We start from the raw sequence: 24,989 nt of genomic DNA on the forward strand, positions 1-24,989 counted from the left end.
ATGGACAAACTCACTCAGGCTTTCGCATTTGAACGGCGCATCAAGGCTTTGTTCGATCCAATGAGTATTCTTCCGACATTGCCAGAGCCGATTGGAACCGCCGGCAAGCGCCTAATTCCCTAAGGCTTGATATCCGTTCCATCTACTGACTGAAAATCGCTCCGCCATCTTCAGGCTGCACTGTCCCTGGGCCGCTTGTGCAAGGACTTCGCCCACCGCAGGCGCAATCTGAAAGCCTCCCCCCGAAAACCCGAAGGCGTGCAGCAGCCTCGGCACCTTGGCGCTGAAGCCGATGACGGGATTCTTGTCGGGGAAATAGCCTTCTATTCCCGACCAGCAGCGGATGATGTTGGCGCGGGCGAGGGCGGGCAGAATGGCCGGGCCGGTGCGGCCGAGATCGGCCAGGGCCGCGGGACCTGGGCGGCTGCGATCGCCGGGCAAGGCATGGCCATAACCGCCTCCCATGACGACATTGCCGCGCGCCACCTGCCTGGCGTAGAAGCCTCCACCTTCGACGCCCAGCGACACGCCGATCTGCGGTGTGAGCGGTTCGGTGACGAGCAGGGTGGGGTACTTGACCTGCAAGGGCAGGACGTCGCCAAACCAGCCGGCCACGACAGCGCCCCATGCGCCGGCGGCGTTGATCACCGTGGCGGCGCGAATGCGGCGCCCGTCCGTGGCCGTCAGCAGGAAGTCGCTTGCCATGGTGTCGACGTGGGCGATGGCGCAGTGCTCAAGCAGTTGGGCGCCCGCGCGCGCCGCGGCGTGGGCGAAGGCGGGCGCGACCAGGCGAGGATTGGCCTGGCCGTCTTCGGGGCAAAGTGAGCCGCCGACGATGTCGGGCGCCAGCGCGGGAAAGCGCCGGCGCAGGGCGGCGCGGTCCAGAATCTCCAGGCCCAGGTCAAGGTCGCGCACCTTGTCGCGATAGGCGACGAGTTTGTCCAGGTCCGCTTGCGATCGGGCAAGTTTCAGATAACCGGTGCGCACGTATTCGGCGTCGGTACCGATCAGCGCCGGTAGCCGTGCCCAGATGCCGTGGGCGCGCTGGGCGAGGTGTAGCTGTTCAAGGTTGCGGCCCTGGCGGCGCACGCCGCCGAAGTTGACGCCGCTGGCGCGCGCGCCGCACAAGTCGCGTTCGATCAGCAGGGTGGAGACGCCAGCGCGCTGTAGCGCCAAGGCGGCGCTGGCGCCGACCAGGCCCGCGCCGATGATGGCGACGTCGGTATGCAGCAGTGTCATGACGGGTTCTTGTCAAAGCTTGCGAACGGCAGGGGTTTGACGGGCGCCTGTCCTCGCAGGCGGCCGACGGCCGCCAGGGGGATTTTCCGGCAGTCGGCCAGCAATTCGGCGGCGCCGCTCTGGCACAGGCGGCCCTGGCACAAGCCCATTCCGATGCGCGTCAGGGCTTTCAGGCGGTTGAGGTCATCGATGGCATATTGCGCGGCGGCGGCGCGCAGCGCTCCCGCCCGCACTTCCTCGCAGCGGCAGACGATGACGCTGTCGTCGCAGCCGGAGCCTGCGGCCGGCAGCGGGAACGCACGGTCCAGACCATGCCGAAAGCGCGTCAGCGCGGCCTGCCGGCGCGCCAGCCAACGCAGGCGCTTGGGGTCGACGCGGATGCCGCTGTCGGCCAGCATGGCAAGCGCGCTGCGTTCGCCGGCCAGTTCGGCCAGTGCGGCGCCGCCGATGCCCGCGCCGTCGCCCGCCAGGTAGACGCCGGCGATCGAGCTGCGGCCGTCGGCGTCGCGTCGCGGCAGCCAGGCGCGCTGGGCGGCGTGGAAATCGAAATCGCAGTCGAGCAGGTCGGCCAGTTGGGTTTCGGCGCGCAGGCCGTGGCCGACTGCCAGCGCGTCACAGGCAATGTGGCGTTCGGCGTCGACGATGCGCGCGCGCGCGCTTTCGATGCGGGTCTCGCCCCGGGCCGAGATAAGGCTTGCCGAATGGTGCACGGGTACGCCGTGCGCGCGCAGCCATCCCAGGTAATACAAGCCCTTGGCCAGCGTGCCCACCTGATTCAGCAGCGCGGGCAGGGCGCGTGCCTGGCCAGCCAGCGGCGCGCTATCGAGCACGGCCTGCACCTGGCCCCCGGCACGCGCGTATTGATAGGCGACGAGATACAGCAAGGGCCCGGTGCCCGCGAAGACGATGCGCGGCCCCAGCAGGCAATGCTGGCCCTTCAGCGCAATTTGGGCGCCGCCCAGCGAAAAGACGCCAGGCAGGGTCCAGCCGGGAAAGGGCAGAACGCGGTCGGTGGCGCCGGTGGCTATCAGCAGTTGGGAGTAGGGCAGTTCATCCAAGTCGCCGTCTTGCGTAACGAGATCTAGGTGGCCGGGCGCGGTGTTCCACACGGCGGTGTTTGCGCGGTAGTCGGCCTGCTGGCGCAATTGGGCGCCTGCCTCGTGGATGCGGGCCGCGCGCTGATGTTCGAAGCCGTACCGCTGGCGTGCGGTGCCGCGCGGGACGGGGCTTTGGCGATAGATCTGGCCGCCGGGCAGCGCGGCCTCGTCGATGACGACGGGCCGCACTCCGTGGCGCAGCAGCGTTTGTGCGGCGCGCACGCCGGCGGGTCCTGCGCCCACCACCACCACGCTCGGCGGCGCATCGGACATGGGAGGCATGTTCATGGGCACGCTCCGGGCAGGGCGTCGAGCAGTTCCATGCCATCTTCGGCCAAGGTGGAGCAGGCGCGCAGGCGCTGGCCGTCGATGCGCTGTACCCAGCAGTCCTGGCAAGCGCCCATCAGGCAGAAACCCGCGCGCGGCGCGCCCGTGCCCAGTGTGGTTCGCAGCCGGTCGCCGGCCAGCAGCAGCGCCGTCAGCACGGTGTCGCCGTGCTGGGCGGCTATCGGCTGGCCGTTCCAGGTCAGGTGCAGGGCGGAACCGGCCTGCGGCGCGGCACGGCGCAGCAGCGGTGTCATGCGCGCGGCTCCGGGGCGCATGCCCTGTCAGCGTGCATCTGCGACAGCGTGCGGTCGGGCAGGATGATGTCGGCGTCGTACACCAGATCCAGAATCGCGGGCAGTTGGTGCTCACGGGCGTGGGCCAGCGCGGCGTCATAGGCCGGCGCAAATTCCTCGGTGGTTGTGACGCGGTGGCCGAAGGCGCCATAGCTTTGCGCGAGCTGGGCGAAGTCGGGATTGACCAGGGTCGTGGCCAATGCGCGGCCAGGATAGGCCCGCTCCTGATGCAGCCGGATGGTGCCGTAAAGCCCGTTGTTGAACACCAGGATGACGATGCCCAGCCGATGCTGCACGGCGGTGGCGACTTCCTGCATGGTCATCTGGAAGCATCCGTCGCCGGCAAAGCAGATGACCGGGGCGTCGCGGTCATGCAGCTTGGCCGCGATGGCCGCCGGCAGGCCGTAGCCCATGGCGCCCACGGCCGGCGCAAGCTGGCTGGCAAGGCCCTTGAAGGCGATGTGCCGGTGCGCATAGAGCGCGTAGTTGCCCGCGCCCACGGTGACGCAGGCGCGCGCGGGCAGGGAAGCCGCGACATGGCCGGCGGCCGCATTCAGGTCGAGCGGGCCGGGGGTCGGCAGCAGCACGGGCGCCGAACCCGCGGCGTGCGCGCCGCTGCGCGCTGGCCGCCAGCCCGGCGTGGGCGCGAGAGCCGCCGCGGCCTGGGCAAAGCCAGCCACGCTGGCAACGATGCCGAGCGCCGGCGTGCAAAGCCGCCCGATCTCGTTGGCGTCGGCGTGGATGTGCACCAAGGTCTGCCGCGGCGTGGGCGAGGCGAGCCATTCGTAATTGATGGTGGTCGGTTCGCACAGGCGCGTGCCCAGCGCGATGACGAGGTCGCTGTCCGTGACGACGCGCTTCTGGTGCGCGGGCATGCTGGCGCTGACCTGCCCGACGAAGTTCGGATGGTTGTTGTCGAACAGCTCCAGCCGTCTCCAGGCGGTGGCGACCGGCAGGTCAAAGCGCAGGGCAAAGTCGCGTACCGCCCCGCGCGCCGCATCGGACCAGCGCGAACCTCCCAGCAGCAGCAACGGCCGGGCGGCGGACTCGATCATCCGCTGCAGGCGCTGCATATCGTTGGGCGTGGGGCAGGCCTGCGGTGTCGCGGGCGGCGCGGCCAGCGGCGCTCGGGTCAGGCGGGCCAGCATGTCCTCGGGCAGCGCCAGCACCACGGGGCCGGGACGTCCGCTGGTGGCGGTGGTCCAGGCGCGCGCCAGATATTCCGGGATGCGGTCGGCGCGCTCGATCTGCGCCACCCATTTCGCCAGCGGCGCGTACATGGCGCGGTAGTCCACTTCCTGGAAGCACTGGCGGTCGGCGGTGTCGCCGCCGACCTGGCCGATGAAGAGGATCATGGGCGTGGAGTCTTCGCGGGCGGTGTGCACGCCGATGGCCGCGTTGGTGGCGCCGGGGCCGCGCGATACAAAGCAGATGCCGGGCTGGCCGGTCAGCTTGCCGTGTGCCTCGGCCATATAGGCCGCACCGCCTTCCTGGCGGCAGACGATAGATTCGATTGCATCGCGCCGCGCGTACAGGGCGTCGATGCAGGGCAGGAAGCTCTCGCCGGGCACCATGAAGACGCGCCGCACGCCAAAGGCCTGCAACTGTGCGATGAGGGCCTCGCCGCCGCTGCGGGGCTCGGCTGATTCGGGACGGGTCATGCGCCTTCCTGTTCAAGGGCGCGCGCCACACGCTCGGGTCCATAGTCGCGCTCCGCGGCGGCGCGGCTCACCTTGCCGCCAACGACGTCGCGGCGGATATCGGCAAGGTCGCGCTCCGCGGGAATCCCGTAGCCGCCTCCGCCGGGCGTCTCCAGGCGGACCGTGAAGCCCGCCGGCAGAGGGTGGCCCGAAATCTTGTTGGGCAGCCGCTGCTCGTCGGCGCGGCCCGGGTTCTGGATGAGGCGCGAGGTGCCGCCCGTCAGGCCGCCATCGAGGCCGGCTGCGCCGAACAGCGCCGCGTCGCAGCGGATGGTGCAGGCCAGTTGATCGTGCAGCGAGCGGATCTGGCGCGCAATGCCCATGCCGCCCCGGTATTTGCCCGCGCCGCCCGTATCGTTCACCAGGGCGTACTCGTCGACCAGTAGGGGGTATTCGATTTCCAGCGCCTCGGCGGGCAGGTTGGACGTATTGGTGACGTTGACCTGGATACCGTCCATGCCGTCGCCCCGGGCGCGCCCGCCCGCGCCGCCGCCCAGCGTTTCAAGATAAACGAAGGTGCCTTTGCCGTCGCGCATCGGGCCGGAGAACAGCATGGAGGGCATCACGTCGTTGGACGAAGCCATGCCGCGGCCGGGCGGCAGCAGTTGGCCCAGGGCGCCAATCACGGTGCCCGCCACGCGCTGCGCGGTGGTCACGCGCGCGCCCACGGCGGCGGGAAACACCGGATTGGTGATCGTGCCCTCGGGCGCACTGATGGTGATGGGTTGGAAAAGCCCGTTATTCGGCATCAGCTCGGGATCGAGCATGGCCTTGACCGCGAAATACACGCTGGCGTTCAGCGCGCTGGCCGGCAAGTTGAAGGCGCCGCGCGCCTGCTTGCCGGTGCCCGTGAAGTCCACGTGCAGTTGGCCGTCGCGCGCCTGCACGTTGGCCTGGATCACCACCGGGTCGCCGCCCATGCCGTCATCGTCCATGCGTTCGGTGAACGAAACGCTGCCTGTCGGAAGCTGGGCGATGCGGTTGCGCAGCCGCCGTTCGGTGTAGCGCAGGATGCCGTCGATGGCGGATAGCACGGTGTCCAGCCCCGATTGGCCGACCAGCTCCAGCATCAGGCGCGCGCCCTTGTCGTTGGTCGCGATCTGGGCGCGGATGTCGTGCATGCGGTTGTCCGGCTCGCGCGTGTTGTGCGCGATCATCTCCAGCAAGTCCAGGTCCAGCTCGCCCTGCCGCACGATGCGCATCGCGGGCAGGCGGATGCCTTCCTCCCATACCGTCTTGAGGTGGTGCGAGGTCGAGCCCGGCACGGCGCCGCCTACGTCGGTGTGGTGGCCAATATTGGCGGCGAAAAAGCGCAACACGCCGTCGAAGAAGATGGGCGATACGACGGTAATGTCCGGCGCGTGGGTGCCCCCGGCCAGGTAGGCGTCGTTGCACAGAAAAGCGTCGCCGGGACGGATGCCGGCCGCGCCGTAGCGGCGCAGCACGGCGTCGATGCCGCCCGACAGCGAGCCCAGGTGCACCGGCACGTGGGCAGCCTGCGCCACCAGCCGGCCGGCGGCGTCGAACAGCGCCACGGAGCAGTCCTTGCGCTCCTTGATGTTGCTGGAAAACGAGGAGCGGATCAGCGTGTTGCCCATTTCTTCGGTGATGGACAGCAGGCGGTTGCTGAAGACCTCCATTTCGATGGGATCGAACGCGTCGGTGTCGGCGGCGGCAGTCGGTGCAGTGGTCATGTCGGGTTGCCTTAGGGGTTGAGGTTGACGACGAGGTTGCCGTAGTCGTCCACGCGCGCTTGCTGGTCCGGCAGGATCACGGTGGTTGAACTCATCTCCTCGATGACGGCGGGGCCGTCGATGGGGACGCCTGCCGGAAGCAGGGCGCGGCGATAGATGGGCGTGTCGGTCCATCCGGCGCCTTCGAAGTACACGGCCCGGCGCTCCTTGATCGCGCCCGCGAGGCTGGCGCCGCCAGGCACGCGCGCGATCGGCGCGCGCGGCACCAGACCCACTGCCCGCACGCGGCAGTTGACGATCTCGACCGCGCGGCCGGTCGCGTCGTAGCCGTACTCGCGGATATGGGCCGCGCTGAAAGCCGCCACGAAGTCGGTGAGCGGCATCAGGCGCATGCCGTCCAGCGGCACGGGGATCTCGAAATTCTGGCCCTGGTAGCGCGCGTCGATGACCGCCGATAGGCGCTGGGCGGAATCGTCCACGCCTTCGCCCGTCAGCCACGCGCGGGCTTTGCCGCCCAGCGCGTCCAGCGCCTGCTGCACCGCCAGCCAGCCCTGTTCGTTCGCATTGGCCATCAGCGTCTGGACGAAGTCCATGGATATGTCCGACAGCAGGATGCCGCGCGCGCACATGGTGCCGGGCTCCTGCGGAATCAGTAGCGTGCCGATGCCGCAGTCGCGCGCCAGCTCGGCCGCGTGCAGGCCGCCCGCGCCGCCGAAGGCGCACAGCGCGAACTTGCGGATGTCATGGCCGCGTTCGGTCGAAACCGCGCGCACGGCCCGGGCCATGTTCGAGTTGGCGATTCGCAGGATGCCGTAGGCCGCTTCTTCGATGCTGATGCCCAACGGGTCGGCCACTTGTTCCTGAAGCGCGGCGCGTGCGCGCTCCGCATGCACAGCCATGCGGCCTTCAAGCAGCGCCACGGGATTCAGGCGGCCCAGCACGACGTGCGCGTCCGTCAGGGTGACGGTCGTGCCGCCCCGGTTGTAGGCGATCGGGCCGGGCACCGCGCCGGCGCTTTGCGGGCCCACCTTCAACGCGCCGGCGTCGTCGATGCGCGCGATGCTGCCGCCGCCCGCGCCAATGACGTGTACGTCGACCATAAGGGTCTTGACGGGATAATCCGCCACCAGGCGGCTGGAAGTGAACAGCGGCTGCAGCTCGGCCACCAGCGACACGTCCGTGCTGGTGCCGCCGACGTCGAAGGTGATCAGGTTGTGAAAGCCGGCGGCCTGCCCGAGCTCGGCCGCGCCGATGACGCCGGCAGCGGGCCCGGACACGCAGGTTCGCACCGGCGCGGTCAGCACCGACTCCACCGACATCAGGCCCCCGTTGGAATGCACGGTCGTGGGAGGCACGCGCACCCCCATGGCCTGCACCGAGTCGACCAGGTTGCGCATGTATGACGCCATGCGCGGGCCCACGTAGGCGTTCAGGGCCGTGGTCGACATGCGCTCATACTCGCGGAACTCTGGCAGTATTTCGCTGGAAACGCTGAGGTAGGCATCGGGAAGATATTCGGCCAGGATTTCGCGCGTGCGGCGCTCGTGGGCGTCGTTGCGATAGCTGTGCATAAAGCAGATGGCCACCGCTTCGACCCGCGCGTCGGCCAGTTGGCGCGCGACCGCGACGACTTCGTCCTCGTTCAGCGCCTGCAGCACGGAGCCGTCCGCCGCCATGCGTTCGCCGATCTCGAAGCGCCATTCGCGCGGCGCCAGCGGCGCCGGCTTGATGACGTTGTAGTCGTACAGATGCGGGCGGGTTTGGCGGCCGATCTCCAGCACGTCGCGAAAGCCGCGCGTGGTGACCAGGGCGCAGCGCGAACCGCGGCGCTCGATCACCATATTGGTGGCCACCGTTGTGCCGTGGCCCACGTGGACCAGTTCGTCGCCGGCGATCCCGTGCTCGCGCATCAGATGGGCGAGACCGCTCTGGATGGCCTCGGACGGGTCGTGCGGCGTCGAAGGCACCTTGAAGTAGGATAACGCGCCGCTGTGTTCGGCCAGTAGGGTGAAATCAGTGAAGGTGCCGCCCACGTCGAATCCGACGCGGAAACGGCGCTCGCCGGTGGGGGATGCGGAGTGGGTCAACGCGGGTCTCCAGGAAGCCGGCGCGGACATGCGCCGAAGCTAGGGTGACCAGAATCTTATCGACCGCGGATCATTCGATCTAATCAAAGATTTGCATTGATCTTCATCATTTGTGTGAATAACGACAGGCTCAATAGGCGTGCGATTCAGCCCCCTGCGCGGGGTCGAACATCATGCCCTGCGCCTTGCACACCTTGAGGATCTCCTCGCGGAGCCAGCGATGCGACGGCAGGTTGTCCGAGCGCTCGTGCCAGATCAGATTGACCGTGCGGGGGATCAGCGGGAAGGGCGGCTCGATGGCCTCTAGCTGGTGGCTGTGCGGGCTGTTGCGCACGGCGTTGGCCGGCACCACGCAGATAAGGTCGGTCTCGGCCAGCAGGCGCGGGGCCAGCGCGAACTGGTTGATCGTCAGCACGGCGTTGCGCTTGTAGCCGTGGGCGGCCAGCTCGTGATCGATCAGGGCCGCCGTGCCCAGCAGGCTCACCACCAGATGGCGCGCGCACAGGAAATCGTCCAGCGTGAAGCGCGGCAGGGACAGCAGCGGATGGCCTTTGCGCATCGCGCAGACGTAGGTCAGGGTTTCAAGCGGCAGGGTGCGCAGCGACGAACCGAAGTTCGAATACACGCCCGCTGCCATATCGACTTCCCCCTTTTCCAGCAGCGAGGTGGTGTTGTCCAGCGAATAGGGGTGCAGGTGGATGCGGATATTCGGCGCCACCTCCTGTTGTTCGACAAACAGCGGCCGGATGACCTGGTCGGCCACGTAGTCGGACATGGCCAGACGGAAGACGGCTTCCGATCGGGCGGGGTCGAACTCATTGCGCTCCAGGGTCTCGGCGATACGGGCAAGCGCGTCGCGGATGGGCGGCCAGAGCAATTCGGCGCGCTGGGTGGGCAGGACCCCACCCTGGACCTTGATGAACAGTGGATCCTTCAGCGTCAGCCGTAGCCGGTTGATGGCGTTGCTGACCGCCGGCTGCGTCATGTGCAGGGTGTGCGACGCGCGCGTGACGTTACGCTCGGTCATCACGGCGTCGAATATGCGAAGCAGGTTCAAGTCGATGGCGTCAAGCACGCTTACCCTAAGTCGTTATCAAAAACGTTGATGATGTTTTATTTTAATTGTTGATTGGTCATATAACATGCGACCGCTTAACCTTGCCCGGGTTACTGCGCAGTTCCTCCGCAACTTGGGTAATCAATTCATGATAAAGAACCTGAAGTTTCTGGCCGCCGCTTGTGTGGCCGCCTTCGCAGCCTCATCTGCCGCAGCCGCGGACAACTATCCCAGCAAGCCGATCACGATCGTCCTGCCTTATGCCACGGGCGGATCGGCCGACATGCTGGCGCGCTTCGCGGCCCAGGCGGTGCAGAGCGAATTGGGGCAGCCCGTCATCGTCGAGGCCAAGCCGGGCGCCGGCGGCGTCCTGGGAACCGAGCACGTCGCCCGCGCGGAGCCCGACGGCTACACGTTGGCCCTGACCGCGAGCGGCACGATGGCGGTCAACCCGTACGTCTACAAGCTGCGCTACAAGCCCTTGGAGGACTTCAAGCAGATCACGGTGCTGGTGGACCTGCCTTTCGTCGTGGTGACGAATAACGAGTTTCCCGCCAAGACGCTGAAGGAATTCATCGATTACGGGCGCCGCAATCCCAATAAGATCACTTTCGGCAATGCCGGTCTCGGGACCCAGCAACACTTGACGCAGCTTATGTTTGCACGCTCCGCCGGTATTGAGATCAACATCGTGCCGTACAAGGGAAGCAGCCCGGCGATGAACGATCTGCTGGGTGGCCATATTGACGCCGTGCTGGACAATACCGGCGTGCAGACACCCTTCATCAAGGCGGGCAAGGTGCGGCCGCTGTTCGTCACCAACCCCGAACGCGTGGCGGCGTTGCCCGATGTGCCGACGGCTCCAGAGGCCGGCATGCCCGGCTTTTCGGCCGTCGCGTGGTTTGGTTTAGCGGCGCCCAAGGGCACGCCGGACGCCATTGTGGACAAGATTCAGCAAGCTATCGCTCGCGAATTCGCCAAACCCGAGATGAAGCAACGCCTCCTGGAGCTGGCCATGATCCCGCGCGTATCGACGCCCGCCGACACCACGGCCCGCGTCAAGACGGACCTTGAGGCCTTTGGCAAGGTCGCCAAAGAGGTTGATTTAAAGCAGATGTGATTTGGTCCATAGGACTGCACGGTGCGAGGAGCCGTTCATGGCCATGGTCAGCCTCTAGTGGAGGCCCGGTTGCGACCTAAAGCGGAAGTAGCTCGCGGTGGAAAGCGGACGTTCAGAAACGCTGTAGATGACCGCCGACAGTTGGTCGGCAAAGCCGGTCGATTGGACGTCCGTGTCGATCAACCTGTTAGACGCCACTTTCCTCTTGCTCTGTGTCGTTATTTCTCTGGGCCACGACGGGGGGACTAGGGAAAACGACTCTGCCAACAGTCGACAAAAGAGCGGCACGACATGCAGCCGCATATTCGGCGTCCTCGTGCGCAAGCAAGTACTGAACGGGCAGAAAGAGGTCAGCGGTTGAAACAAGCGCCGTCGATGACGTTGAGGCGGCTGAGTGGCATTTCTCCGTGAACGGGTCAGATCGGGAACTGGGTTCTTGAAGTCGGAATCCATTTCCGAATAGGACCGGCTTTGCAGGTTCTGAAACCTCCTCCCGCTGTAGGTCTTCATGAATATTCATTGAGAGCTGACGGAGCTTGTCGATGTTTATCGCTTTGCTGTCCTTTCCCTCTGCCTCGCCAATAAGACGACCTTCGGCGGACTCAAAAACCACATCGAATTCAGAATCGGACTGTTTGAATTGGCACGCATTGAAGCCGAGAATGGTTAGGGCGTAGATGATCGCGGCCTCCAGCGGTTTGCCCTTTTCATATAGAAGACCGCGCGGCATAACGGCACCAGAAATCGCCTCGGCGACCTGTTCCTTTTTTCTTTGCGCTGCCTCGACTTGGCGCTCTGCTTCAAGGAGTTGAACGCGTAGCGCTGTCTCCGGTGCGAGCGTGTACTGTGAGGTAGCGGCCCACGGCGGCTCCGGTGTTACCTCCGAAGAGGATCGGAGGGCTTTGTCGAGGGCAACCACGGCAGAAAGGAATGCGCCTGCAAACTGAGTAGCGGCAGACGTCCAGACCTCACTGTTGCCTTTTTTTTTCGTGAAGTTCGGCGGACTGAAATCCATGTCGGGGAGCAACAATAGCGTCCCGGCGGAAGACTTGCTCCGATAGAGTACGCCCACGGTTTTGTCTCCTGCACGAGTCTGAACGCATGCTGGAACATCGGATGCGTTCAGGACAACCCTGTAGCCAGATCTTTCGCCGAACTCGGTCCAGTATGGGGCCAATAATTCAGCCCCCTTCGACGTGAGCTTCATCGAACTCCCAGTTGCTGCTAACGGCTCCAAGCCCATCGGGAGCGTGTCGTAGTTAGTGAGGAGTTCAACGTGACGGGTTGTCTTCTGATTTCGACCGGTACCTGAGTAGGAGCGCCTACCCGTATCTACGTAGGCTTCGTACAAAGAAGGCAGAAAGACAATTACGGTCTTTCCCGTCTCCATAGCCTGTTTAATTTCGCGACGCCAGTGTTCACAACACTCTTTCGCCTCGAACGACGAGCTGTCATTGAAGCACGGCTTGCCTTGGTACGTTTCGTGGTAGTTGTGAAGAAACTCCGAGATTTCTGGTCTGAAGAGAAATATGTCCCAGTCCAGTAGCGATGCCTTTGACCGAAACGTAGCATAGGTTGGCTCGGATGACGCGAGCTCCAGACCGACAGTGAGGATTTTTCTTGCAGCCATATGACACCGTTAACATATGCAGATAACGATATTTTGGCATGCCCGCCGAGCGTCCGCTTATGGCCGAGGCTGTGTGAAAACTCGTGATGGACTTGTTTTCGAGGGTGTTCAAACCCTTCCCTCAACTCCGATCGTCGATCCTGAGTTGATCTGAGAGGCCAACTTCCGACATGACCCTCAGCACGGTGAGTTTTCACACAACCTCGGCCGAAAGCAGACAGGTGCACCGCGCGCAGTCCAGCCAGTCAGTGGAAGCCCTGGGGCAGACCGCCCCGACGGAGACAATCAAGAGTCAAATTGGTAAGCGCGGGGAACACACTTGGACCGTTGTGCCACGTGTTTAGCCGCTAAACCATCAAGACCAAAGACATTCATCGAACCCGTGGATATGTGGATGATCGCTGCGCGACCACTCGGCTCGCTGCGCTCGGCCCATGGACAACCGCTGATGGACAAACGGTGGACAGGCTCCGCCTGACCACGCGCTTGACCACAGGGTGTGCCCACCGGCTTCCCGAGTTTCACCCACATACCCACCGGCCCCCATCTGCCAATCATTAGATGCAGAGCCTCAAAACAGCAGTGCTGATGCTGCAGCATGGGCGTTCTGAAGGCGGGCTAACTCTTCGTCCGCTCCGGGCTGTAGCCGATCGCGTTCATGGCCTAGCTGATCGTTTGCGGCGTGTAGTCGTCCCACGGTGAGTTGGCCACGTCAAGCCGACCCTGGACGTTCGAAATCGTCCATTGCGCGCCACCAGTGACGTCGCCCAGCTCATCCCAAGACAATGGCACTGATACGCCCAACCATCAAACTTGACCTCGTAAAGCCAATCATCTCCGTGCCTGGGAACGCCGTCGACCAAGGTAGCCAACTGAGGCTTTAGGGAAGGCGGCAGATCTGCCTCGAGGCCTGGAAGTTTTGATGCAGCGGACGCCGCTCCGGAGCGGCCGGTCGCATGGGCATTGCCCTTTCGAGGTCGGGTTGCCATGGTTCAGTTCCGCCGGTCACGAACCGATGTGAAGATGAGTAGCCAAGGAGGCCGTTCCACGGCGCCGCTGCCAGACATACGCACGAGGGCCCAGCGGCCCTGCAGGAGCGCGCCATGGAGGCGGAATCTCAGATGGCCGGCCTCGTATCCGCCTGCATCGCCCGCCAAGTTCCACTCTCCGGCGTCCCACACAGATACCGGCTCCCCGCTGAGCGGGGATACCGCAGTACGTCCTCTACGCTTCCGTCCGACCGAGGGAACTGCCGGCTGCTCCATCGCGATGCGTCTCGCCTTCGGGTCATCCGGCATCCCGTTGATTACCGTCCAGCGCCTCATCGCATCATCGAACTCCAACAGGAGATCGAACCGTTCCTGTTGGTTCAGGGACCGATAGACGATGAATTTTCGGCCGTTGTCCACGGTCCTGCCCCACCACGATAGCTAGGAGCGCTTGGCGCCGGTCTGGCCCTTCAGATGCTCTCGCACCGCTGTTGCTGAGACGCCGACGGCCTGCACAGCCTTTCGCAACTGTTCGTCACTCACGTCCAACTCGTTGGTCCAGTAATGAAGCTCGTGGGCCTCGTTCACGTTGATACGCGACCGGTCTTGCGCACCGCGATTTTTCAGATCGTCCGACATGAAATCCTCCTTCTCGTGTTGGACCCATGCTCGCAGCAACCAGCGTGCCTACGGTGCGGCACGTCGGCATCGTTTAGCTGCTAAACACCCTGGGGATGATCTGCGCGACCGCGTGGCTGGTGTTTAGCCGCTAAACGCGCCGCGGATCTCTGCCAAAACGAAAGCGCCCCATTCGGGGCGCTGGTTTGTGGGCCGGTTAAGCGGCCGGTAGGCGGAAGCCCGGTCGCCTCTCGGCGACGGAGACTGCAAACGGACTGGTGGATCGTTTGGCACCTCGCTGTGCCACCTCTCTCTTCCAGCCTTCCTCCCAGGCATTCACTCGCTCGATCCATTCGCGGGGAGATTCCCCGGTGTGACCTGGCATAGCGTCCGCCTTCAGATACGGGCAACTTAAGAGACTCAGACCCTTGCGGGCCGCCTCCGCGCCTTCCTTCTGGATCTCGATGAGCATGGCCTCGCTCTCCAAAAGTGGTGGGGGTCCAGTATGCCAATGAAACGGCGTTCGAATCAATGGTGCCGCTGTACGGGGCGGGATAGTCTTAGCGCGGCCCCATACCCTTGCGAAGCTTCTTCGGGTCTTCCAGGAGCTCGCGGACCATCTGTTCTTGCTCCGCCACACAGGGCTCGGCGGAGAGGATCTCAAACCACTCATCGTACACCGGCCCCAGCACCCCGGACGGCCGTTTGAATCCACCGGACAATTGCTTGGTGCGCAATATGAACGAGCGGTACCGCTTGACCTCCTGCAGGAGGGCCAGAAGATCGGCATCACTGATCTTTCCGTCCGGACCGCGATGGCGATCTTGGATGGCGCGCAGCTGGGCGATGCGAAGCGGAGGCTTGAACGGCATGATGCTGAACCACTGTATGGACATACAGTATAAACAAGCCTAGAATCCGCGCCATAGCGCCCTATTTCCCAGGGGCAACACTGGGCCACGGCCATGAGCGATCCCGAAGATTGGCGGCGTATGGATGACTACTACTGGGCAGGACCGCGTGGGTGGACCATTTGCCGCGTTTGGGTCGACGGCCGTTATCAGCACGAGCTATGGCACAGCCGAGGGGACTCGGGGCGGCTGGTCGGCATGCGCGCATCGTTTGAAGCCGCGCTCGCCCTGTTTGACCACCAGCCGCGGTCTTGACCATCAGATTGGTTCAATGGCGTCCGGCAGCTGATACTTCGAGTTGCCGACTTCCTGCCGAACGGGATGCCAGGTGAAGGCGTCCTCGGGTACACCTTCGTGGAGCAGATCGCGGGCTTCGGCGGCCGAGATTGCTGGATCGGCCCAGCGCTGCGCGATCGCGGGCGGCAATGCCACCGGACGCCTCGCGTGGATGTCCACCATTCCACCCTTCGTATCGTTGGTCACGATCGCAAAGCCATGAGCGGCATCGAGCGGCGCGCCGGGCGACCAGGCCGTCAACGCGGCGAAGTAGAGCGGGCCATCACCGTGAATATAGTGGGGTTGCTTCGCGCCGTCCGCGAGCATCGGCCACTCGTACCAGCCGTCTGCAGGCACCAGGATGCGGCCAGCTCCGATGAGAAAGCGCCAGGGCCATCCGTTCTTCAGAATGGTCTCCAGCTTTGCGTTACTCATGAAGTGTTTGGAGTCTGGACGCTTGTAACCCCAGGGCAGTCTGCCCATGGCCTCGGTGCCTTCAGCCAGGCGATGCAAAGTGAGCGGGCGCGTGCCCGGAGGTATGTTGAAGCGCGGCCCCGTCGGGTCCGCGAAGATCTGGCTCTGGTTGGTAAAGATCAGCTCAACGTAGTCCCGCGGACCTGATTTCTGAACAATACGACCGCACATCGACCACCTCTGTGAATGCAGATGTCTGGCCAGTATAGGCGCGCGCGGGGTGTGCGGCAGGAGGTCAACACTGGAGGAGAGAGGGCGGTCTTGCGTCTTTGGCGATTGTGACACGCTGTTCTCGCCGTCAAGTGCTGCGCAACGCCGACGGTGCCGGCGCCGCTTGCGGCCAGGGGCCGGCGGGCCACTTGACCGCTCCGCTGCAGCGTATCCCAGGATCGCCGGGCAATCCCGCCCGGCACTGGAGATCCAGCAATGCAGTATTCCATCGCGTTCAACACCATCGATCACGCCGCCGGCGCGCTCTTCGTGCAGGATTCCGCTGGCGAGGTGCGCCTTGCGGCGCCAAAGGAGATCCTCGCCGCGGCACGCGAGGTCGTCCTGCAGGAGATCCAGCGCGGCCAGCTCATGGATTCGCCCAAGCTCGTGCGCGAGTTCCTGCAGCTGCGGTTGAACCCGAGTCTTGAGCACGAAGTGTTCGGCATCCTGTACCTGAACCCGCGCGCGGAACTGATCGCATATGAAGAACCGTTCCGGGGGACGTTGAGCACCACTCCTGTATATCCGCGCGAGATCGTCAAAGCTGCGCTGGCGCATAACGCGGCGAGCGTGATCTTGGCGCACAACCATCCGAGCGGTCACGCAGAGCCGAGCGCGGCCGACATCAGCATGACGCGTCAGCTCAAGGATGCACTCGCATTGGTCGGCACCACCGTACTCGATCACTTGGTTGTGGCCGGCAGCAGGATCGTCTCGTTCGCAGAGAAGGGCATCATGCCCTGACCTGCGGCGCCGGGCCTGGCGCTGGTGTCAGGCCTTGGGCGCATCTTTGCCCTGCGCGCACCGGGCGCAAGGGGCTTTCGCGGCATATAGCCGCTCGCTGCGCTCGCTTTATATTCCACGTCCCCTTGCCCCCGGCGCTTGTTCCGCAGGGCGCCAGTGCTCCCGTCCCGCCACCCGGCCGGGCCCTACTTCTGAGGAGCACGAAATGACCCAAGCCACTCTTTCCGTCGCACGCCTGGTTCCCGATGGCGAACGCATGAACTTTCTTCCCAAGGCGTTCGGAAGTCGCCTGATGCTGCGCGGAGAGATCAGCGTCTACAACTGGTTGGATCGCCTGTCGCAGGAATACAGCGGCGGCTTCTGGCACTACTACGAGATCCCGAACGGCTTCTACATGGCCCCCGCCGACTACGAGACGCTTCACATCGTCTGGCCGATGAACTGGTGCGACCGGACGATGTCGGCAGACGCCGCCGGCATCGTGGCCACGCTGTACGCCCTCTGCGAACTGTGCAGCCAATACCGTAGCGATGACCTGGCAGAGAAGTACCACGCCCTGCGCGACTTCGCCGGCGAACAGGCCGAGGCGAACGCCATCTTCGCGGCGATCGATTAACGCCATCCCGGCCCGCTTCGGCGGGCCTTTCTTCTTCTGGCCGCCATCAGGCCATCGTGGCTCAGTCCCTGCTAAGTGACGCTGCAGAGGAACGGCTGCGCTTTGAAGGTGGACCGTGGAAAGCCATACGGGGTGGCGGGTCTGCTTTCCCGGTCAGGGTGCCACGTCGTTCTCGCGTTCAAGTGCGGCGCGGCCCGGGCTACGCCCGAGCCGCTGGCGGCCGCTGGCCGTCTTCGACACTTGAGCGCTGCGCTGCGCCGTGCCTCTCAAGTTCCGGGCATTCCCGCCCTGGCAACCGGAGAGAGTACATGGCCAAAACCTCAAATGCACAACAACGCCGTTTCCTGAACAACGCGGACGCCCACCAGAAGGAAATCGTCAGCCTCATTCGGCAGGTCGCGCACACGCGTGGGATCGACCGCGTGTGGAGCGACTGGGTGGAGATCTGCGCGATCGCATTGGCCCGTGCCGATCTCGCGCAGCGCGAGGCGCGCGAGCAGCGCTACCAGCAGGTAATCGCTCAGTACGAGCGGGCCGAGCTGGACTTGCTGGTGCAAGCGTTCTCGCACCTGGTCATGGCCTACGAGGTCCGGGTTCAAGCAGCAGACTTTGGCGACGTGCTGGGCAGCACGTTCATGATGCTGGACATGGGCAACGCCGGCACCGGCCAGTTCTTCACGCCGTACGAGGTGTCGCGCCTGATGGGCAACATGATTATGGGCAACGGCCAGGATCTCATCGACAAGACGGGGGCACAGGGGTTCGTGCGCGTACTGGAACCAGCCTGCGGCGCTGGCGGCATGTTGATCGCGGCTGCGCACGCAATGCATGATGCGCAGCTGAACTATCAGCAGTGCATGCACGCCACTGCAATCGACATCGATCAGCGCTGCGTGCATATGACGTTCATCCAGCTGGCGCTCTTGCACGTGCCGGCCGTGGTGATTCATGGCAACGGCCTTACGGGTGAGTGCCGAGAGCAATGGTTTACGCCCGCACACATCCTGGGCGGCTGGGGCGCGCGTCTTCGCCGTCGCGAAGCGGGGGAGGGCGCTCGAGCGCTCCTGCAGGCGCCGGCGGCCGTGCCAGATCACCATGTCGACCAGGTTGCGGCCGACAGTTCATCGGCCGAGATCGATGCGCCGCTGCAGGCCATTCCGAAGGCCATCCGCCAAGCCGCTGCCGCTGGCCAGATGTCGCTCTTCTAGCGAGGTTGCAATGGCCCCTCACGGGGCTTGGCGCGCCGGCGACGCGCCATCTTCGGCATATGGAGAACCGCAAGCACTGCACGGAGCATACAGTCGCATCCCACTCACACACGGACGCTAGGGCCGCTGCGCGCGGCTTTGTAGCCGCGGCCCCATCTTCAAGGGCTTTCGCGGCATAAACCGCTCACTGCGTTCGCTATTTATTCCACGTCCCTTGACCGCGCTTTCGTGGGCTGCGCCCGCCTGCCCCGTGCAGTGCAATGCAGATCGGCTGACATTGCTGCACGCAAGGAGCCAACCATGAGTCGTGTTGTCCTGGGCGATTGCCTGTCCGTTCTCCCCACCTTGCCTGATCGCTGCGTCGATCTGGTCCTGACCGATCCGCCATACCTCGTCAACTACGTGGACCGCTCAGGCCGGAGCATCGCCAACGATCGTACCGACGAATGGCTGGCGCCGGCGTTCGCACAGATGTTCCGCGTCCTTCGCGATGACGCCTTCTGCATTTCGTTCTACGGCTGGAACCGCGTGGACCGATTCTTTGCCGCCTGGCGCGCCGCCGGCTTTCGCGTCGTCGGCCACCTGGTCTTTGCGAAGCAATATCAATCCAAAGCGCGATTTCTCGCGTATCAGCACGAGTCGGCCTACTTGCTGGCCAAGGGGCAGCCGGCGCTCCCGGCCGAGCCCTTGCCAGACGTCATGCGTTGGAAGTACAGCGGCAACCGCCACCATCCGACGCAAAAGCCCGTCGAATGCCTGGCGCCGCTGATCGAATCTTTCAGCCGCCCGCGGGACATTGTGCTGGATCCGTTCGCCGGCTCGGGTTCGACGTGCGTGGCCGCCCGCCAGGTCGGCCGGCGCTTCTACGGCATCGAAATGGATCCGAAGTACCACGCAGCCGCAACGCAGCGCTTGCAGCTCGCCCGCCAAGAGAGGATCGCAGCATGAGCCGGGACGACGCAATTACGGGTGGCCTGGTCGCATTCTTGCAGGGCTACGGAAAACACGACTTGGACGGCCTGGCGGCGATCGCCAGATACAGCGCCTGGCCGGCGCTGGCCGCCCGCGAGAACGAGCGGCGCATGGCGCGAATTATCGAATCACTGCCGCTCGATGAAGTGCAAGCGATTGCCCGGTCGGAAATCGACCTCAATGAATTGGCCCGCCGAGTGCTGGCCGCGCTGGACCCGGAGTGAGCCCAGGGGCCATGGTAGAACTTTCCATGGCGGCTCGCGCCGCCATTGCGGACATCGCGCGCCGCGTTTTGAACCTGGAGACGCTGGATTGCCGAGGACGCGCCCAGCTCGTCTATCACGAACTGTTCGTAGGCCAGTTGCGCGAGGCGCTGGAGGCCGCGTACTTGGCCGGCATGGTGGACCACTATCGCCGAAAATGAGAAAAGCGGCGCCGGCCTGCCGGCCGGCGCTGCACTTCACATTAGTCCGAGCACACGCGTCATATTGGCGGCAATCTGGCTGCGAATGGCAGCGCGCGCTTCGGCGGCGGTGGCGAAAAAAGTGCCGGGCGGGCCTACACCTTCCCACGGCCCCCGCTGCCCGTATCGGATGCTGGCCACAATCCCGGCGCCGTCGTCGGTCGGCGTCATCGAGTACGCAGCCCTGACCCCATTTACCACCATGGTGCCCTCCATTGTTCCTCCTGTTGTCAGCCTATTCGCGGTTTTTTTTCACGAGTTAAGAATGCCACTGCGCTAGTGTTGCGCTACTAGGAAAAACACGCATCCGCCGTGTCACAGCTCGTGCTAGATTGCGGGCCTTCGTGACCCACGCACCGTTCCGACATGGATGAGCCAAAAAAGAGACGCCGTACCAAAAAGCAGGCGCCAGAGTTGCATTGCTCGTTCTGCGATAAGTCCCAATATGAGGTGCGAAAGCTCGTTGCCCGAGGTGACAACGATCAGGTCACGATCTGCGACGAGTGCATTGAAATGTGCATTGGGATCATCAACGATGAGTCGTTGGTAGAGCTCAAAGATCGTCCGAAAGCGCTGTTCGACTACATCGTTCGACAGCATGAAGTCATCGGCCAGGCGACGGATCGGGCAAATAAGGCCATGGATCTGCTGAACATCTCGCCTTCGACAGATTCGCAGCGCTGAAACGCACAAGGCCAGACCGGTCAGGACGTCGGCGCGGGCCGTTTTCGGACGGAGTGTTCACCCCTGGGCGTGCCCCTACGCCTTCGGCTGCGGGTCGGGCTCTCGCGCTTCGCGTTGAGCCTGGCCAACCCCGCCAGTCTCACCCCCGGTGGGGCTTCCAGCCGTCCCTCCCTTCGGTCGGCTCACGCCTTCGCGCCTGCCGGCGCTGCGCGCTATCGCTTGCGGGCCGCCTTGCGGCCAGCTTGACCCGCGCTGCGCGCGGGTAGGGGCGCTCGGCGCGCGCCTGGCTTTGGTGTCGCCGCCCTGTCTCTCGCAATGCATCCATTCCCGCGAGCCCCGTCCTAAAACGCCGACCGTACCACTGCGCTCCTCCCTCCAAGGGTCCGGTGCTCACCCGTTCGGTGCTCGCCTTTGGCTGCGCTCCGCGTGCGGCCTCTGCTCCGGCCCTTTCCAGTCGTCACTACGTGGCCACGGACGGCACGGACAGGCCTCACAGGAACGGATGCGAATAACGCGGAGGGAAAGACCATGAACAACCAAATCCAACAAACCTACGCTCGGACGACTTCTTCAGGATCGGCTGGCGAACAGGACACGACTGATATGCCTATCGTGATTTACACGGTGCTGGGTGGCGCTGAATGCGCCTTGACTAAAGCGGCCCTGGCGCAGCGCGGCCTTCAGTACGCCGAGCGCAGCGCGATGGACTATGCGCCCGCCCTGGCTCGTAAAGGCTTTGATTTCGCGCCCGTCGTGACCGCCGCGATTGAAAACGAGTTGCTCGCCTGGACCGGCCATCGCCCCGACCTCATCGAACTGTTGGCCGACCTGATGGATACCGGCGTGGTCGACGCGGACGGTTTGCGCGACAGGGAAACGGCCGACGAAGCCGTGTTGACCCGGTTTCAAGTGGTGCTGGAACTGCGCGACCACCAAGCGAACGCCCAAGAATTCTTTGCCGAACATGGCGACCAGCCGCTGTATCGCGGGCGCGACCTGCTGAACTGGCTTGGCTACTAAGTAAAAGGCCCCTGTCGGCGGCAACCGACAAGGGCCATCACCCGCAACCTCGGACTAGGAGATTCGTGATGAACCACGACTTTATCAGATTGGCGAACGACATGCGCCGCGCCCACTTGCTGGGCCTGGGCTTTCGCATTCCCGCGATGACCATGCGCCAGCTTACCGCCCTCATCGCCGCGCTCGACGCGCCCGAATTCCCCGCGCAACTGCACTGATTTGATATCGACCCGGAGCATTTTGATGAAACTCGATTCCAACGAACTCGCCGCCGTCCACGCCGCCGCAACGCGCACAGAAATCCCGCATTCGCAACTGCGCCTGAGTGAGGCGTATCAGGCCCGTGGCCTGGAAGACCGGAAGCAGGACGCCGAGATTCTGGAACTGAAAGCCACCATCCTGGCGATGGGCGGATTGCTGCAAAACCTCGTTGTGGTCGCAGCGCCGGACGGTTCCTATGAAGTGTGCGCGGGCGGACGGCGCTGGACGGCCCTGGGCCTGCTGATCGCGGACGGCGTTTTTCCCGCCGACTGCCCGGTCCCTTGCCTTGTCATTCCGGCCGCTCACGCGCACCACGCCAGCCTGATCGAAAACATCGGGCGCAAGGCGATGCACCCGGCAGATGTGTACGCGGGATATGCGCGCTTGCGTGCCGAAAACTGGACGGTTGCGGCCATCGCCGCCGCGCATGGCGCGTCCGAATCGGCGGTCAAGAAGCTGCTGGCGCTGGGCAGCGTGTCGCCCACGCTCATGCAGTTGTTCCGCGACGGCAAAATCAAGATGGACGAAATGCAGGCGCTGGCATCCGTCTCTGACCATGCTCGCCAGGAGGCGGCATGGAAGGCATCGGCGGGCCAATACTGGAACCGCGATGACCACATTCGCCAGTTGCTGGCCGAAACCGAAATGCGCGGCGATTCGCCCGTGGCGCGGTACGTGACCGTCGCCGCATACGAGAAGGCGGGCGGCGAGGTTCGCCGCGACCTTTTCGAAAACGACGCCTATCTGACCGACCCGGAGAAGGTGCGCAGCATGGCCGATGCCAAGATGCAGCGATCCAAGCTGTTCAAGGCGGTGCAGGCAGAAGGCTGGTTGTGGGTGGAATGCCGCGTGTCTTTCGAGTACGCCGACAAAAAGTCTTTCGGCGAGATTCAGCGCGTCCTTCAGGAGCCCAGCAAGGCCCAGGCCAAGCAGATCGACGGACTGCAAAAGAAGACGGAAGCGGCGCGGACAAAGCTGGCTGAATTGCAAGAGGCCGAAGGCCAGGACGCGGCCGACCTGGACAAGGTTCGCGGCCTGATTCGCGGCTATGAAGGGCAGCTTCGTGAAATCCGGGCCGAGCTTTACGACTACCCGGCCGACCTGAAAGCCCTGTGCGGAGCGATTGTGCACCTGGACTACCATGGCGACTTGACCGTCACGCGCGGTTTGATTCGCCAGGACGAGCGCGACGCCGTGGCGCAGGCCACGCGCAGCAACGACGCAGAGGGCCAGACGGTGACGGGCGTGGACTTGCCCCCGGTAAAGACGCGCCCGGTGCATTCCGAAGCCCTGACAAATCGTCTGCAAGCCCAAAGAGTGATTGCCTTGCAATACGAAGTCATGATGCGCCCGCAATTGGCTCTGTGCCTGCTGGTGGAGCAGATGCTGGGCGATATGGACTGGAACCGGCGCAGCGCCAGCGGCGATACGTTCGATTTCTCGGCACGGTCGGCCCAACATGAATTGGCGAACACGGACCCCGATATCAAGGACTGCGCGGCCTGGACCGCCGTGCAGGAAATGATTGGGTCGGTCACGAAGGACGTGCCGGAAGATGAAAGCGCCGTCCTGCCCTGGCTCCTGAACCAGTCCCAGGCCGATGTTCTCGACATGCTGGCCGTGCTGACGAGTCTGACGATCTACCGCCGCCGCAGCAATGCGCACGGCGCGGAAACCAAGCACCTAGACCGTTTATCGGGCCTTGTTGATCTCGACATGAGCAAGTGGTGGAAGCCGACCGCGCAGTCCTACCTTGCCCATGTGTCCAAGGACCGAATCGCGGCAGTGGTCACAGATGCAGTCGATGCCGAGCAGGCGAAGCCGCTGCTTGCGATGAAGAAGGCGCAGGCCGCCGCAGCAGCGGAGCAATTGCTGGAAGGGAAGGGCTGGGTGCCTGAACTGATGCGCGTCCAACCCCTTCAGGCCGCAATGGCCGTGGAACACCCGATGGGAGAAATGGAGGACTAAAGAGCATGTGCGCCGGGGTCGCTGCGCGGTCCCTGGCTGAGGAGGCGAGCCGACGGACATTGCGGTCCCTCGGTCGCCCGCACCGGGAAACCTTCGGAATATTCCCTTGATGGAATATTCCGTGCAGGCTATAATCTTTAAAACAGCTTAGGCGGGGAATCGATGGTTTGGGAAGTTGAGTTCACGGATGAGTTCGAAGACTGGTGGAACAGCTTGTCGGTCAGCGAACAGGAATCGGTGGCCGCCACGGTCGGCCTGCTGGAGGAACGGGGCACGTCGTTGGGCTTTCCACATTCGAGTGGAATTAACGGCTCCAGGCACGAACACATGCGCGAGCTTAGAACTCAGGCGGGTGGGCATCCCTTGCGTACCCTGTACGCCTTTGACCCCAGGAGGACCGCCATTTTGCTGATCGGCGGCGACAAAACGGGGAATGACCGCTGGTATGAAGAGTTCGTGCCGCGAGCGGACAAGCTTTACGACGATCATTTGGAACAATTGCGAAAGGAAGGGCAGATCAATGGCTAAGAAATTTGCAGCACTCCGGGCGGCCATGTCGCCGGAATCTCAGCTTCGCGCCAAAGCCGCTACGGAAGAGATGCTTCGGGACATGCCGCTACAGGAATTGCGTCAGGCCCGTGGTCTGTCGCAAAAGGTCCTGGCCGAGATCTTGCACGTGCAACAGCCGTCCATCGCCAAGATGGAAAAGCGGACGGACATGTACATTTCGACGCTGCGCAGCCACATCGAGGCCATGGGTGGCCAACTGGATGTGGTTGCCCGGTTCCCGGACGGTGCAGTGCGGATCAGCAACTTTTCCGACCTGTCGGGCAAGGTGGCGGGAGCAGACCTAGGGGAAGCTAGGTCGTGACAATGCACTGCCCGCCGCATCCCGGCGAGATTCTCCGGGAGGATGTCATTGCCCCCCTGGGGCTGTCCGTCACCGAAGCGGCTGACCGGCTGGCCATGTCCAGGGTCGCGCTGTCTCGGGTGCTCAACTGCAAGGCTGGGATCAGTCCCGACCTCGCGGTCCGGCTGGAACGGGCCGGGGCAAGTACTGCCCAGGCGTGGATTGCGATGCAGGCCAACTATGACCTTTGGCAAGCACTTCAGCATGAGCAGCCGCCAGTCCGGCCTTTGGCCTCCGTGGCTGACGTTCACTAACCACCGCGACACCCGCCAAAGCAAGAGGGCCGCCCTAGGGGCGGCCCTTTTGCTTTGGATGAACGGCGTCTTGGATTGGGGCGTCCAGTCCCACCGGCTGCGCCGGCGGGGCCGTCCTTCGGACTTCGTGAGCGTCCCCCGGACGCCCACAGGTGCCCTTAAGGCCC

At 64.2% G+C, this 24,989-nt stretch carries 28 protein-coding genes; 14 read left to right on the forward strand and 14 right to left on the reverse strand.

Annotation, left to right across the window (positions count from 1 at the left end):
• Positions 1-111: 111 nt before the first annotated feature.
• From LN047_RS03935 to LN047_RS03965, 7 genes are all read right to left on the reverse strand, one after another.
• Positions 112-1,239, reverse strand: coding sequence for an NAD(P)/FAD-dependent oxidoreductase (locus LN047_RS03935; RefSeq protein WP_373981182.1), 1,128 nt, complete (start codon positions 1,237-1,239; stop codon positions 112-114).
• Complete coding sequence (locus tag LN047_RS03940) at positions 1,236-2,618, reverse strand: FAD-dependent oxidoreductase (protein WP_370881525.1); 1,383 nt, start codon at positions 2,616-2,618, stop codon at positions 1,236-1,238. Before LN047_RS03940 ends, LN047_RS03935 begins: the two co-directional genes overlap by 4 nt.
• A 2-nt stretch (positions 2,619-2,620) precedes the next feature.
• Positions 2,621-2,917, reverse strand: a complete 297-nt coding sequence (locus LN047_RS03945; RefSeq protein WP_082401429.1) for a (2Fe-2S)-binding protein — start codon at positions 2,915-2,917, stop codon at positions 2,621-2,623.
• Positions 2,914-4,617 (reverse strand): thiamine pyrophosphate-dependent enzyme, encoded by a 1,704-nt coding sequence (locus tag LN047_RS03950; protein WP_054481931.1) that lies wholly within the window; start codon positions 4,615-4,617, stop codon positions 2,914-2,916. Before LN047_RS03950 ends, LN047_RS03945 begins: the two co-directional genes overlap by 4 nt.
• Entirely contained in the window at positions 4,614-6,350 is a 1,737-nt protein-coding gene (locus LN047_RS03955; RefSeq protein ID WP_054481932.1) for a hydantoinase B/oxoprolinase family protein, read from the reverse strand. Before LN047_RS03955 ends, LN047_RS03950 begins: the two co-directional genes overlap by 4 nt.
• Positions 6,351-6,361: 11 nt before the next feature.
• The gene (locus tag LN047_RS03960) at positions 6,362-8,437 is read right to left on the reverse strand and encodes a hydantoinase/oxoprolinase family protein (protein WP_152383409.1); all 2,076 of its coding nucleotides are present in this window, start codon (positions 8,435-8,437) and stop codon (positions 6,362-6,364) included.
• A gap of 130 nt (positions 8,438-8,567) precedes the next feature.
• Positions 8,568-9,512 (reverse strand): LysR family transcriptional regulator, encoded by a 945-nt coding sequence (locus LN047_RS03965; protein ID WP_054481934.1) that lies wholly within the window; start codon positions 9,510-9,512, stop codon positions 8,568-8,570.
• A gap of 67 nt (positions 9,513-9,579) precedes the next feature.
• Here LN047_RS03965 and LN047_RS03970 point away from each other — a divergent pair, with 67 nt between their 5' ends.
• Positions 9,580-10,614 carry a tripartite tricarboxylate transporter substrate binding protein gene (locus LN047_RS03970; RefSeq protein ID WP_227741353.1) on the forward strand — a complete coding sequence of 345 codons (1,035 nt, stop codon included), beginning with the start codon at positions 9,580-9,582 and terminating at the stop codon, positions 10,612-10,614.
• Positions 10,615-10,801: 187 nt separating this feature from the next.
• Here the strand turns inward: LN047_RS03970 and LN047_RS03975 are convergent, their stop codons facing one another.
• The 6 genes from LN047_RS03975 to LN047_RS04000 all read right to left on the reverse strand — a co-directional run bounded on the left by LN047_RS03975 (position 10,802) and on the right by LN047_RS04000 (position 15,683).
• A complete protein-coding gene (locus tag LN047_RS03975; RefSeq protein ID WP_152383410.1) occupies positions 10,802-12,244 on the reverse strand; it encodes a hypothetical protein in 1,443 nt (480 codons plus the stop codon).
• 992 nt (positions 12,245-13,236) lie between these two features.
• Positions 13,237-13,569 (reverse strand): DNA polymerase ligase N-terminal domain-containing protein, encoded by a 333-nt coding sequence (locus LN047_RS03980; RefSeq protein ID WP_373982105.1) that lies wholly within the window; start codon positions 13,567-13,569, stop codon positions 13,237-13,239.
• A 105-nt stretch (positions 13,570-13,674) separates the two neighbouring features.
• Positions 13,675-13,872, reverse strand: coding sequence for a DUF3606 domain-containing protein (locus tag LN047_RS03985; RefSeq protein ID WP_152383412.1), 198 nt, complete (start codon positions 13,870-13,872; stop codon positions 13,675-13,677).
• A gap of 196 nt (positions 13,873-14,068) precedes the next feature.
• Positions 14,069-14,323, reverse strand: a complete 255-nt coding sequence (locus LN047_RS03990) for a CrpP-related protein (protein ID WP_175157257.1) — start codon at positions 14,321-14,323, stop codon at positions 14,069-14,071.
• Positions 14,324-14,411: 88 nt separating this feature from the next.
• Positions 14,412-14,723, reverse strand: coding sequence for a hypothetical protein (locus LN047_RS03995; RefSeq protein WP_152383413.1), 312 nt, complete (start codon positions 14,721-14,723; stop codon positions 14,412-14,414).
• A 297-nt stretch (positions 14,724-15,020) separates the two neighbouring features.
• On the reverse strand, positions 15,021-15,683 hold the full coding sequence (locus LN047_RS04000; RefSeq protein ID WP_175157256.1) for an SOS response-associated peptidase: 663 nt from the start codon (positions 15,681-15,683) through the stop codon (positions 15,021-15,023).
• 255 nt (positions 15,684-15,938) lie between these two features.
• On the opposite strand from LN047_RS04000, the gene radC reads away from it, so the two are divergent.
• From radC to LN047_RS04030, 6 genes are all read left to right on the forward strand, one after another.
• Positions 15,939-16,466, forward strand: coding sequence for a DNA repair protein RadC (radC, locus tag LN047_RS04005; protein WP_152383416.1), 528 nt, complete (start codon positions 15,939-15,941; stop codon positions 16,464-16,466).
• Positions 16,467-16,671: 205 nt separating this feature from the next.
• On the forward strand, positions 16,672-17,082 hold the full coding sequence (locus LN047_RS04010) for an antirestriction protein (protein WP_152383417.1): 411 nt from the start codon (positions 16,672-16,674) through the stop codon (positions 17,080-17,082).
• Positions 17,083-17,390: 308 nt separating this feature from the next.
• The gene (locus tag LN047_RS04015; protein WP_175157255.1) at positions 17,391-18,290 is read left to right on the forward strand and encodes an N-6 DNA methylase; all 900 of its coding nucleotides are present in this window, start codon (positions 17,391-17,393) and stop codon (positions 18,288-18,290) included.
• A 300-nt stretch (positions 18,291-18,590) separates the two neighbouring features.
• Positions 18,591-19,238, forward strand: coding sequence for a DNA methyltransferase (locus tag LN047_RS04020; protein WP_152383419.1), 648 nt, complete (start codon positions 18,591-18,593; stop codon positions 19,236-19,238).
• On the forward strand, positions 19,235-19,486 hold the full coding sequence (locus LN047_RS04025) for a hypothetical protein (RefSeq protein WP_152383420.1): 252 nt from the start codon (positions 19,235-19,237) through the stop codon (positions 19,484-19,486). Before LN047_RS04020 ends, LN047_RS04025 begins: the two co-directional genes overlap by 4 nt.
• An 11-nt stretch (positions 19,487-19,497) precedes the next feature.
• On the forward strand, positions 19,498-19,686 hold the full coding sequence (locus LN047_RS04030) for a hypothetical protein (RefSeq protein WP_152383421.1): 189 nt from the start codon (positions 19,498-19,500) through the stop codon (positions 19,684-19,686).
• Positions 19,687-19,722: 36 nt separating this feature from the next.
• Here LN047_RS04030 and LN047_RS04035 read toward each other — a convergent pair whose 3' ends face one another.
• Entirely contained in the window at positions 19,723-19,941 is a 219-nt protein-coding gene (locus tag LN047_RS04035) for a hypothetical protein (RefSeq protein ID WP_175157254.1), read from the reverse strand.
• 150 nt (positions 19,942-20,091) lie between these two features.
• Between LN047_RS04035 and LN047_RS04040 the strand changes: the two genes are divergently transcribed.
• The 7 genes from LN047_RS04040 (at position 20,092) to LN047_RS04070 (ending at position 24,822) form a co-directional block, all read left to right on the forward strand.
• The gene (locus LN047_RS04040) at positions 20,092-20,409 is read left to right on the forward strand and encodes a ClpX C4-type zinc finger protein (protein ID WP_152383423.1); all 318 of its coding nucleotides are present in this window, start codon (positions 20,092-20,094) and stop codon (positions 20,407-20,409) included.
• 528 nt (positions 20,410-20,937) lie between these two features.
• A complete protein-coding gene (locus tag LN047_RS04045) occupies positions 20,938-21,429 on the forward strand; it encodes a hypothetical protein (protein ID WP_152383424.1) in 492 nt (163 codons plus the stop codon).
• 68 nt (positions 21,430-21,497) lie between these two features.
• The gene (locus tag LN047_RS04050; protein WP_175157253.1) at positions 21,498-21,647 is read left to right on the forward strand and encodes a hypothetical protein; all 150 of its coding nucleotides are present in this window, start codon (positions 21,498-21,500) and stop codon (positions 21,645-21,647) included.
• Positions 21,648-21,672: 25 nt separating this feature from the next.
• Positions 21,673-23,658: a ParB N-terminal domain-containing protein gene (locus LN047_RS04055; RefSeq protein ID WP_152383425.1), complete on the forward strand. Its 1,986-nt coding sequence runs from the start codon at positions 21,673-21,675 to the stop codon at positions 23,656-23,658.
• A gap of 162 nt (positions 23,659-23,820) precedes the next feature.
• Positions 23,821-24,186: a type II toxin-antitoxin system RelE/ParE family toxin gene (locus LN047_RS04060; RefSeq protein ID WP_152383426.1), complete on the forward strand. Its 366-nt coding sequence runs from the start codon at positions 23,821-23,823 to the stop codon at positions 24,184-24,186.
• Positions 24,179-24,529, forward strand: coding sequence for an XRE family transcriptional regulator (locus LN047_RS04065; RefSeq protein ID WP_152383427.1), 351 nt, complete (start codon positions 24,179-24,181; stop codon positions 24,527-24,529). The genes LN047_RS04060 and LN047_RS04065 overlap by 8 nt, the downstream gene beginning before the upstream one ends.
• Before the next feature lie 2 nt (positions 24,530-24,531).
• Positions 24,532-24,822 carry a HigA family addiction module antitoxin gene (locus LN047_RS04070; RefSeq protein WP_152385420.1) on the forward strand — a complete coding sequence of 97 codons (291 nt, stop codon included), beginning with the start codon at positions 24,532-24,534 and terminating at the stop codon, positions 24,820-24,822.
• Positions 24,823-24,989: the final 167 nt, after the last annotated feature.

Origin of the sequence: Achromobacter sp. JD417 (genome assembly GCF_041879325.1) — a bacterium.
Classification (GTDB): domain Bacteria; phylum Pseudomonadota; class Gammaproteobacteria; order Burkholderiales; family Burkholderiaceae_B; genus Achromobacter; species Achromobacter mucicolens.

Bases quoted from the DNA above. Each gene is read 5' to 3' on its own strand.
- LN047_RS03935 (WP_373981182.1), bottom strand. From the start codon at position 1,239: ATGACACTGCTGCATACCGACGTCGCCATCATCGGCGCGGGCCTGGTC.
- LN047_RS03940 (WP_370881525.1), bottom strand. From the start codon at position 2,618: ATGCCTCCCATGTCCGATGCGCCGCCGAGCGTGGTGGTGGTGGGCGCA.
- LN047_RS03945 (WP_082401429.1), bottom strand. From the start codon at position 2,917: ATGACACCGCTGCTGCGCCGTGCCGCGCCGCAGGCCGGTTCCGCCCTG.
- LN047_RS03950 (WP_054481931.1), bottom strand. From the start codon at position 4,617: ATGACCCGTCCCGAATCAGCCGAGCCCCGCAGCGGCGGCGAGGCCCTC.
- LN047_RS03955 (WP_054481932.1), bottom strand. From the start codon at position 6,350: ATGACCACTGCACCGACTGCCGCCGCCGACACCGACGCGTTCGATCCC.
- LN047_RS03970 (WP_227741353.1), top strand. From the start codon at position 9,580: ATGCGACCGCTTAACCTTGCCCGGGTTACTGCGCAGTTCCTCCGCAAC.
- LN047_RS03975 (WP_152383410.1), bottom strand. From the start codon at position 12,244: ATGGCTGCAAGAAAAATCCTCACTGTCGGTCTGGAGCTCGCGTCATCC.
- LN047_RS03980 (WP_373982105.1), bottom strand. From the start codon at position 13,569: ATGAGGCGCTGGACGGTAATCAACGGGATGCCGGATGACCCGAAGGCG.
- LN047_RS03985 (WP_152383412.1), bottom strand. From the start codon at position 13,872: ATGTCGGACGATCTGAAAAATCGCGGTGCGCAAGACCGGTCGCGTATC.
- LN047_RS03990 (WP_175157257.1), bottom strand. From the start codon at position 14,323: ATGCTCATCGAGATCCAGAAGGAAGGCGCGGAGGCGGCCCGCAAGGGT.
- LN047_RS03995 (WP_152383413.1), bottom strand. From the start codon at position 14,723: ATGCCGTTCAAGCCTCCGCTTCGCATCGCCCAGCTGCGCGCCATCCAA.
- LN047_RS04000 (WP_175157256.1), bottom strand. From the start codon at position 15,683: ATGTGCGGTCGTATTGTTCAGAAATCAGGTCCGCGGGACTACGTTGAG.
- radC (WP_152383416.1), top strand. From the start codon at position 15,939: ATGCAGTATTCCATCGCGTTCAACACCATCGATCACGCCGCCGGCGCG.
- LN047_RS04010 (WP_152383417.1), top strand. From the start codon at position 16,672: ATGACCCAAGCCACTCTTTCCGTCGCACGCCTGGTTCCCGATGGCGAA.
- LN047_RS04015 (WP_175157255.1), top strand. From the start codon at position 17,391: ATGGCCAAAACCTCAAATGCACAACAACGCCGTTTCCTGAACAACGCG.
- LN047_RS04020 (WP_152383419.1), top strand. From the start codon at position 18,591: ATGAGTCGTGTTGTCCTGGGCGATTGCCTGTCCGTTCTCCCCACCTTG.
- LN047_RS04025 (WP_152383420.1), top strand. From the start codon at position 19,235: ATGAGCCGGGACGACGCAATTACGGGTGGCCTGGTCGCATTCTTGCAG.
- LN047_RS04030 (WP_152383421.1), top strand. From the start codon at position 19,498: ATGGTAGAACTTTCCATGGCGGCTCGCGCCGCCATTGCGGACATCGCG.
- LN047_RS04035 (WP_175157254.1), bottom strand. From the start codon at position 19,941: ATGGAGGGCACCATGGTGGTAAATGGGGTCAGGGCTGCGTACTCGATG.
- LN047_RS04040 (WP_152383423.1), top strand. From the start codon at position 20,092: ATGGATGAGCCAAAAAAGAGACGCCGTACCAAAAAGCAGGCGCCAGAG.
- LN047_RS04045 (WP_152383424.1), top strand. From the start codon at position 20,938: ATGAACAACCAAATCCAACAAACCTACGCTCGGACGACTTCTTCAGGA.
- LN047_RS04050 (WP_175157253.1), top strand. From the start codon at position 21,498: ATGAACCACGACTTTATCAGATTGGCGAACGACATGCGCCGCGCCCAC.
- LN047_RS04055 (WP_152383425.1), top strand. From the start codon at position 21,673: ATGAAACTCGATTCCAACGAACTCGCCGCCGTCCACGCCGCCGCAACG.
- LN047_RS04060 (WP_152383426.1), top strand. From the start codon at position 23,821: ATGGTTTGGGAAGTTGAGTTCACGGATGAGTTCGAAGACTGGTGGAAC.
- LN047_RS04065 (WP_152383427.1), top strand. From the start codon at position 24,179: ATGGCTAAGAAATTTGCAGCACTCCGGGCGGCCATGTCGCCGGAATCT.
- LN047_RS04070 (WP_152385420.1), top strand. From the start codon at position 24,532: ATGCACTGCCCGCCGCATCCCGGCGAGATTCTCCGGGAGGATGTCATT.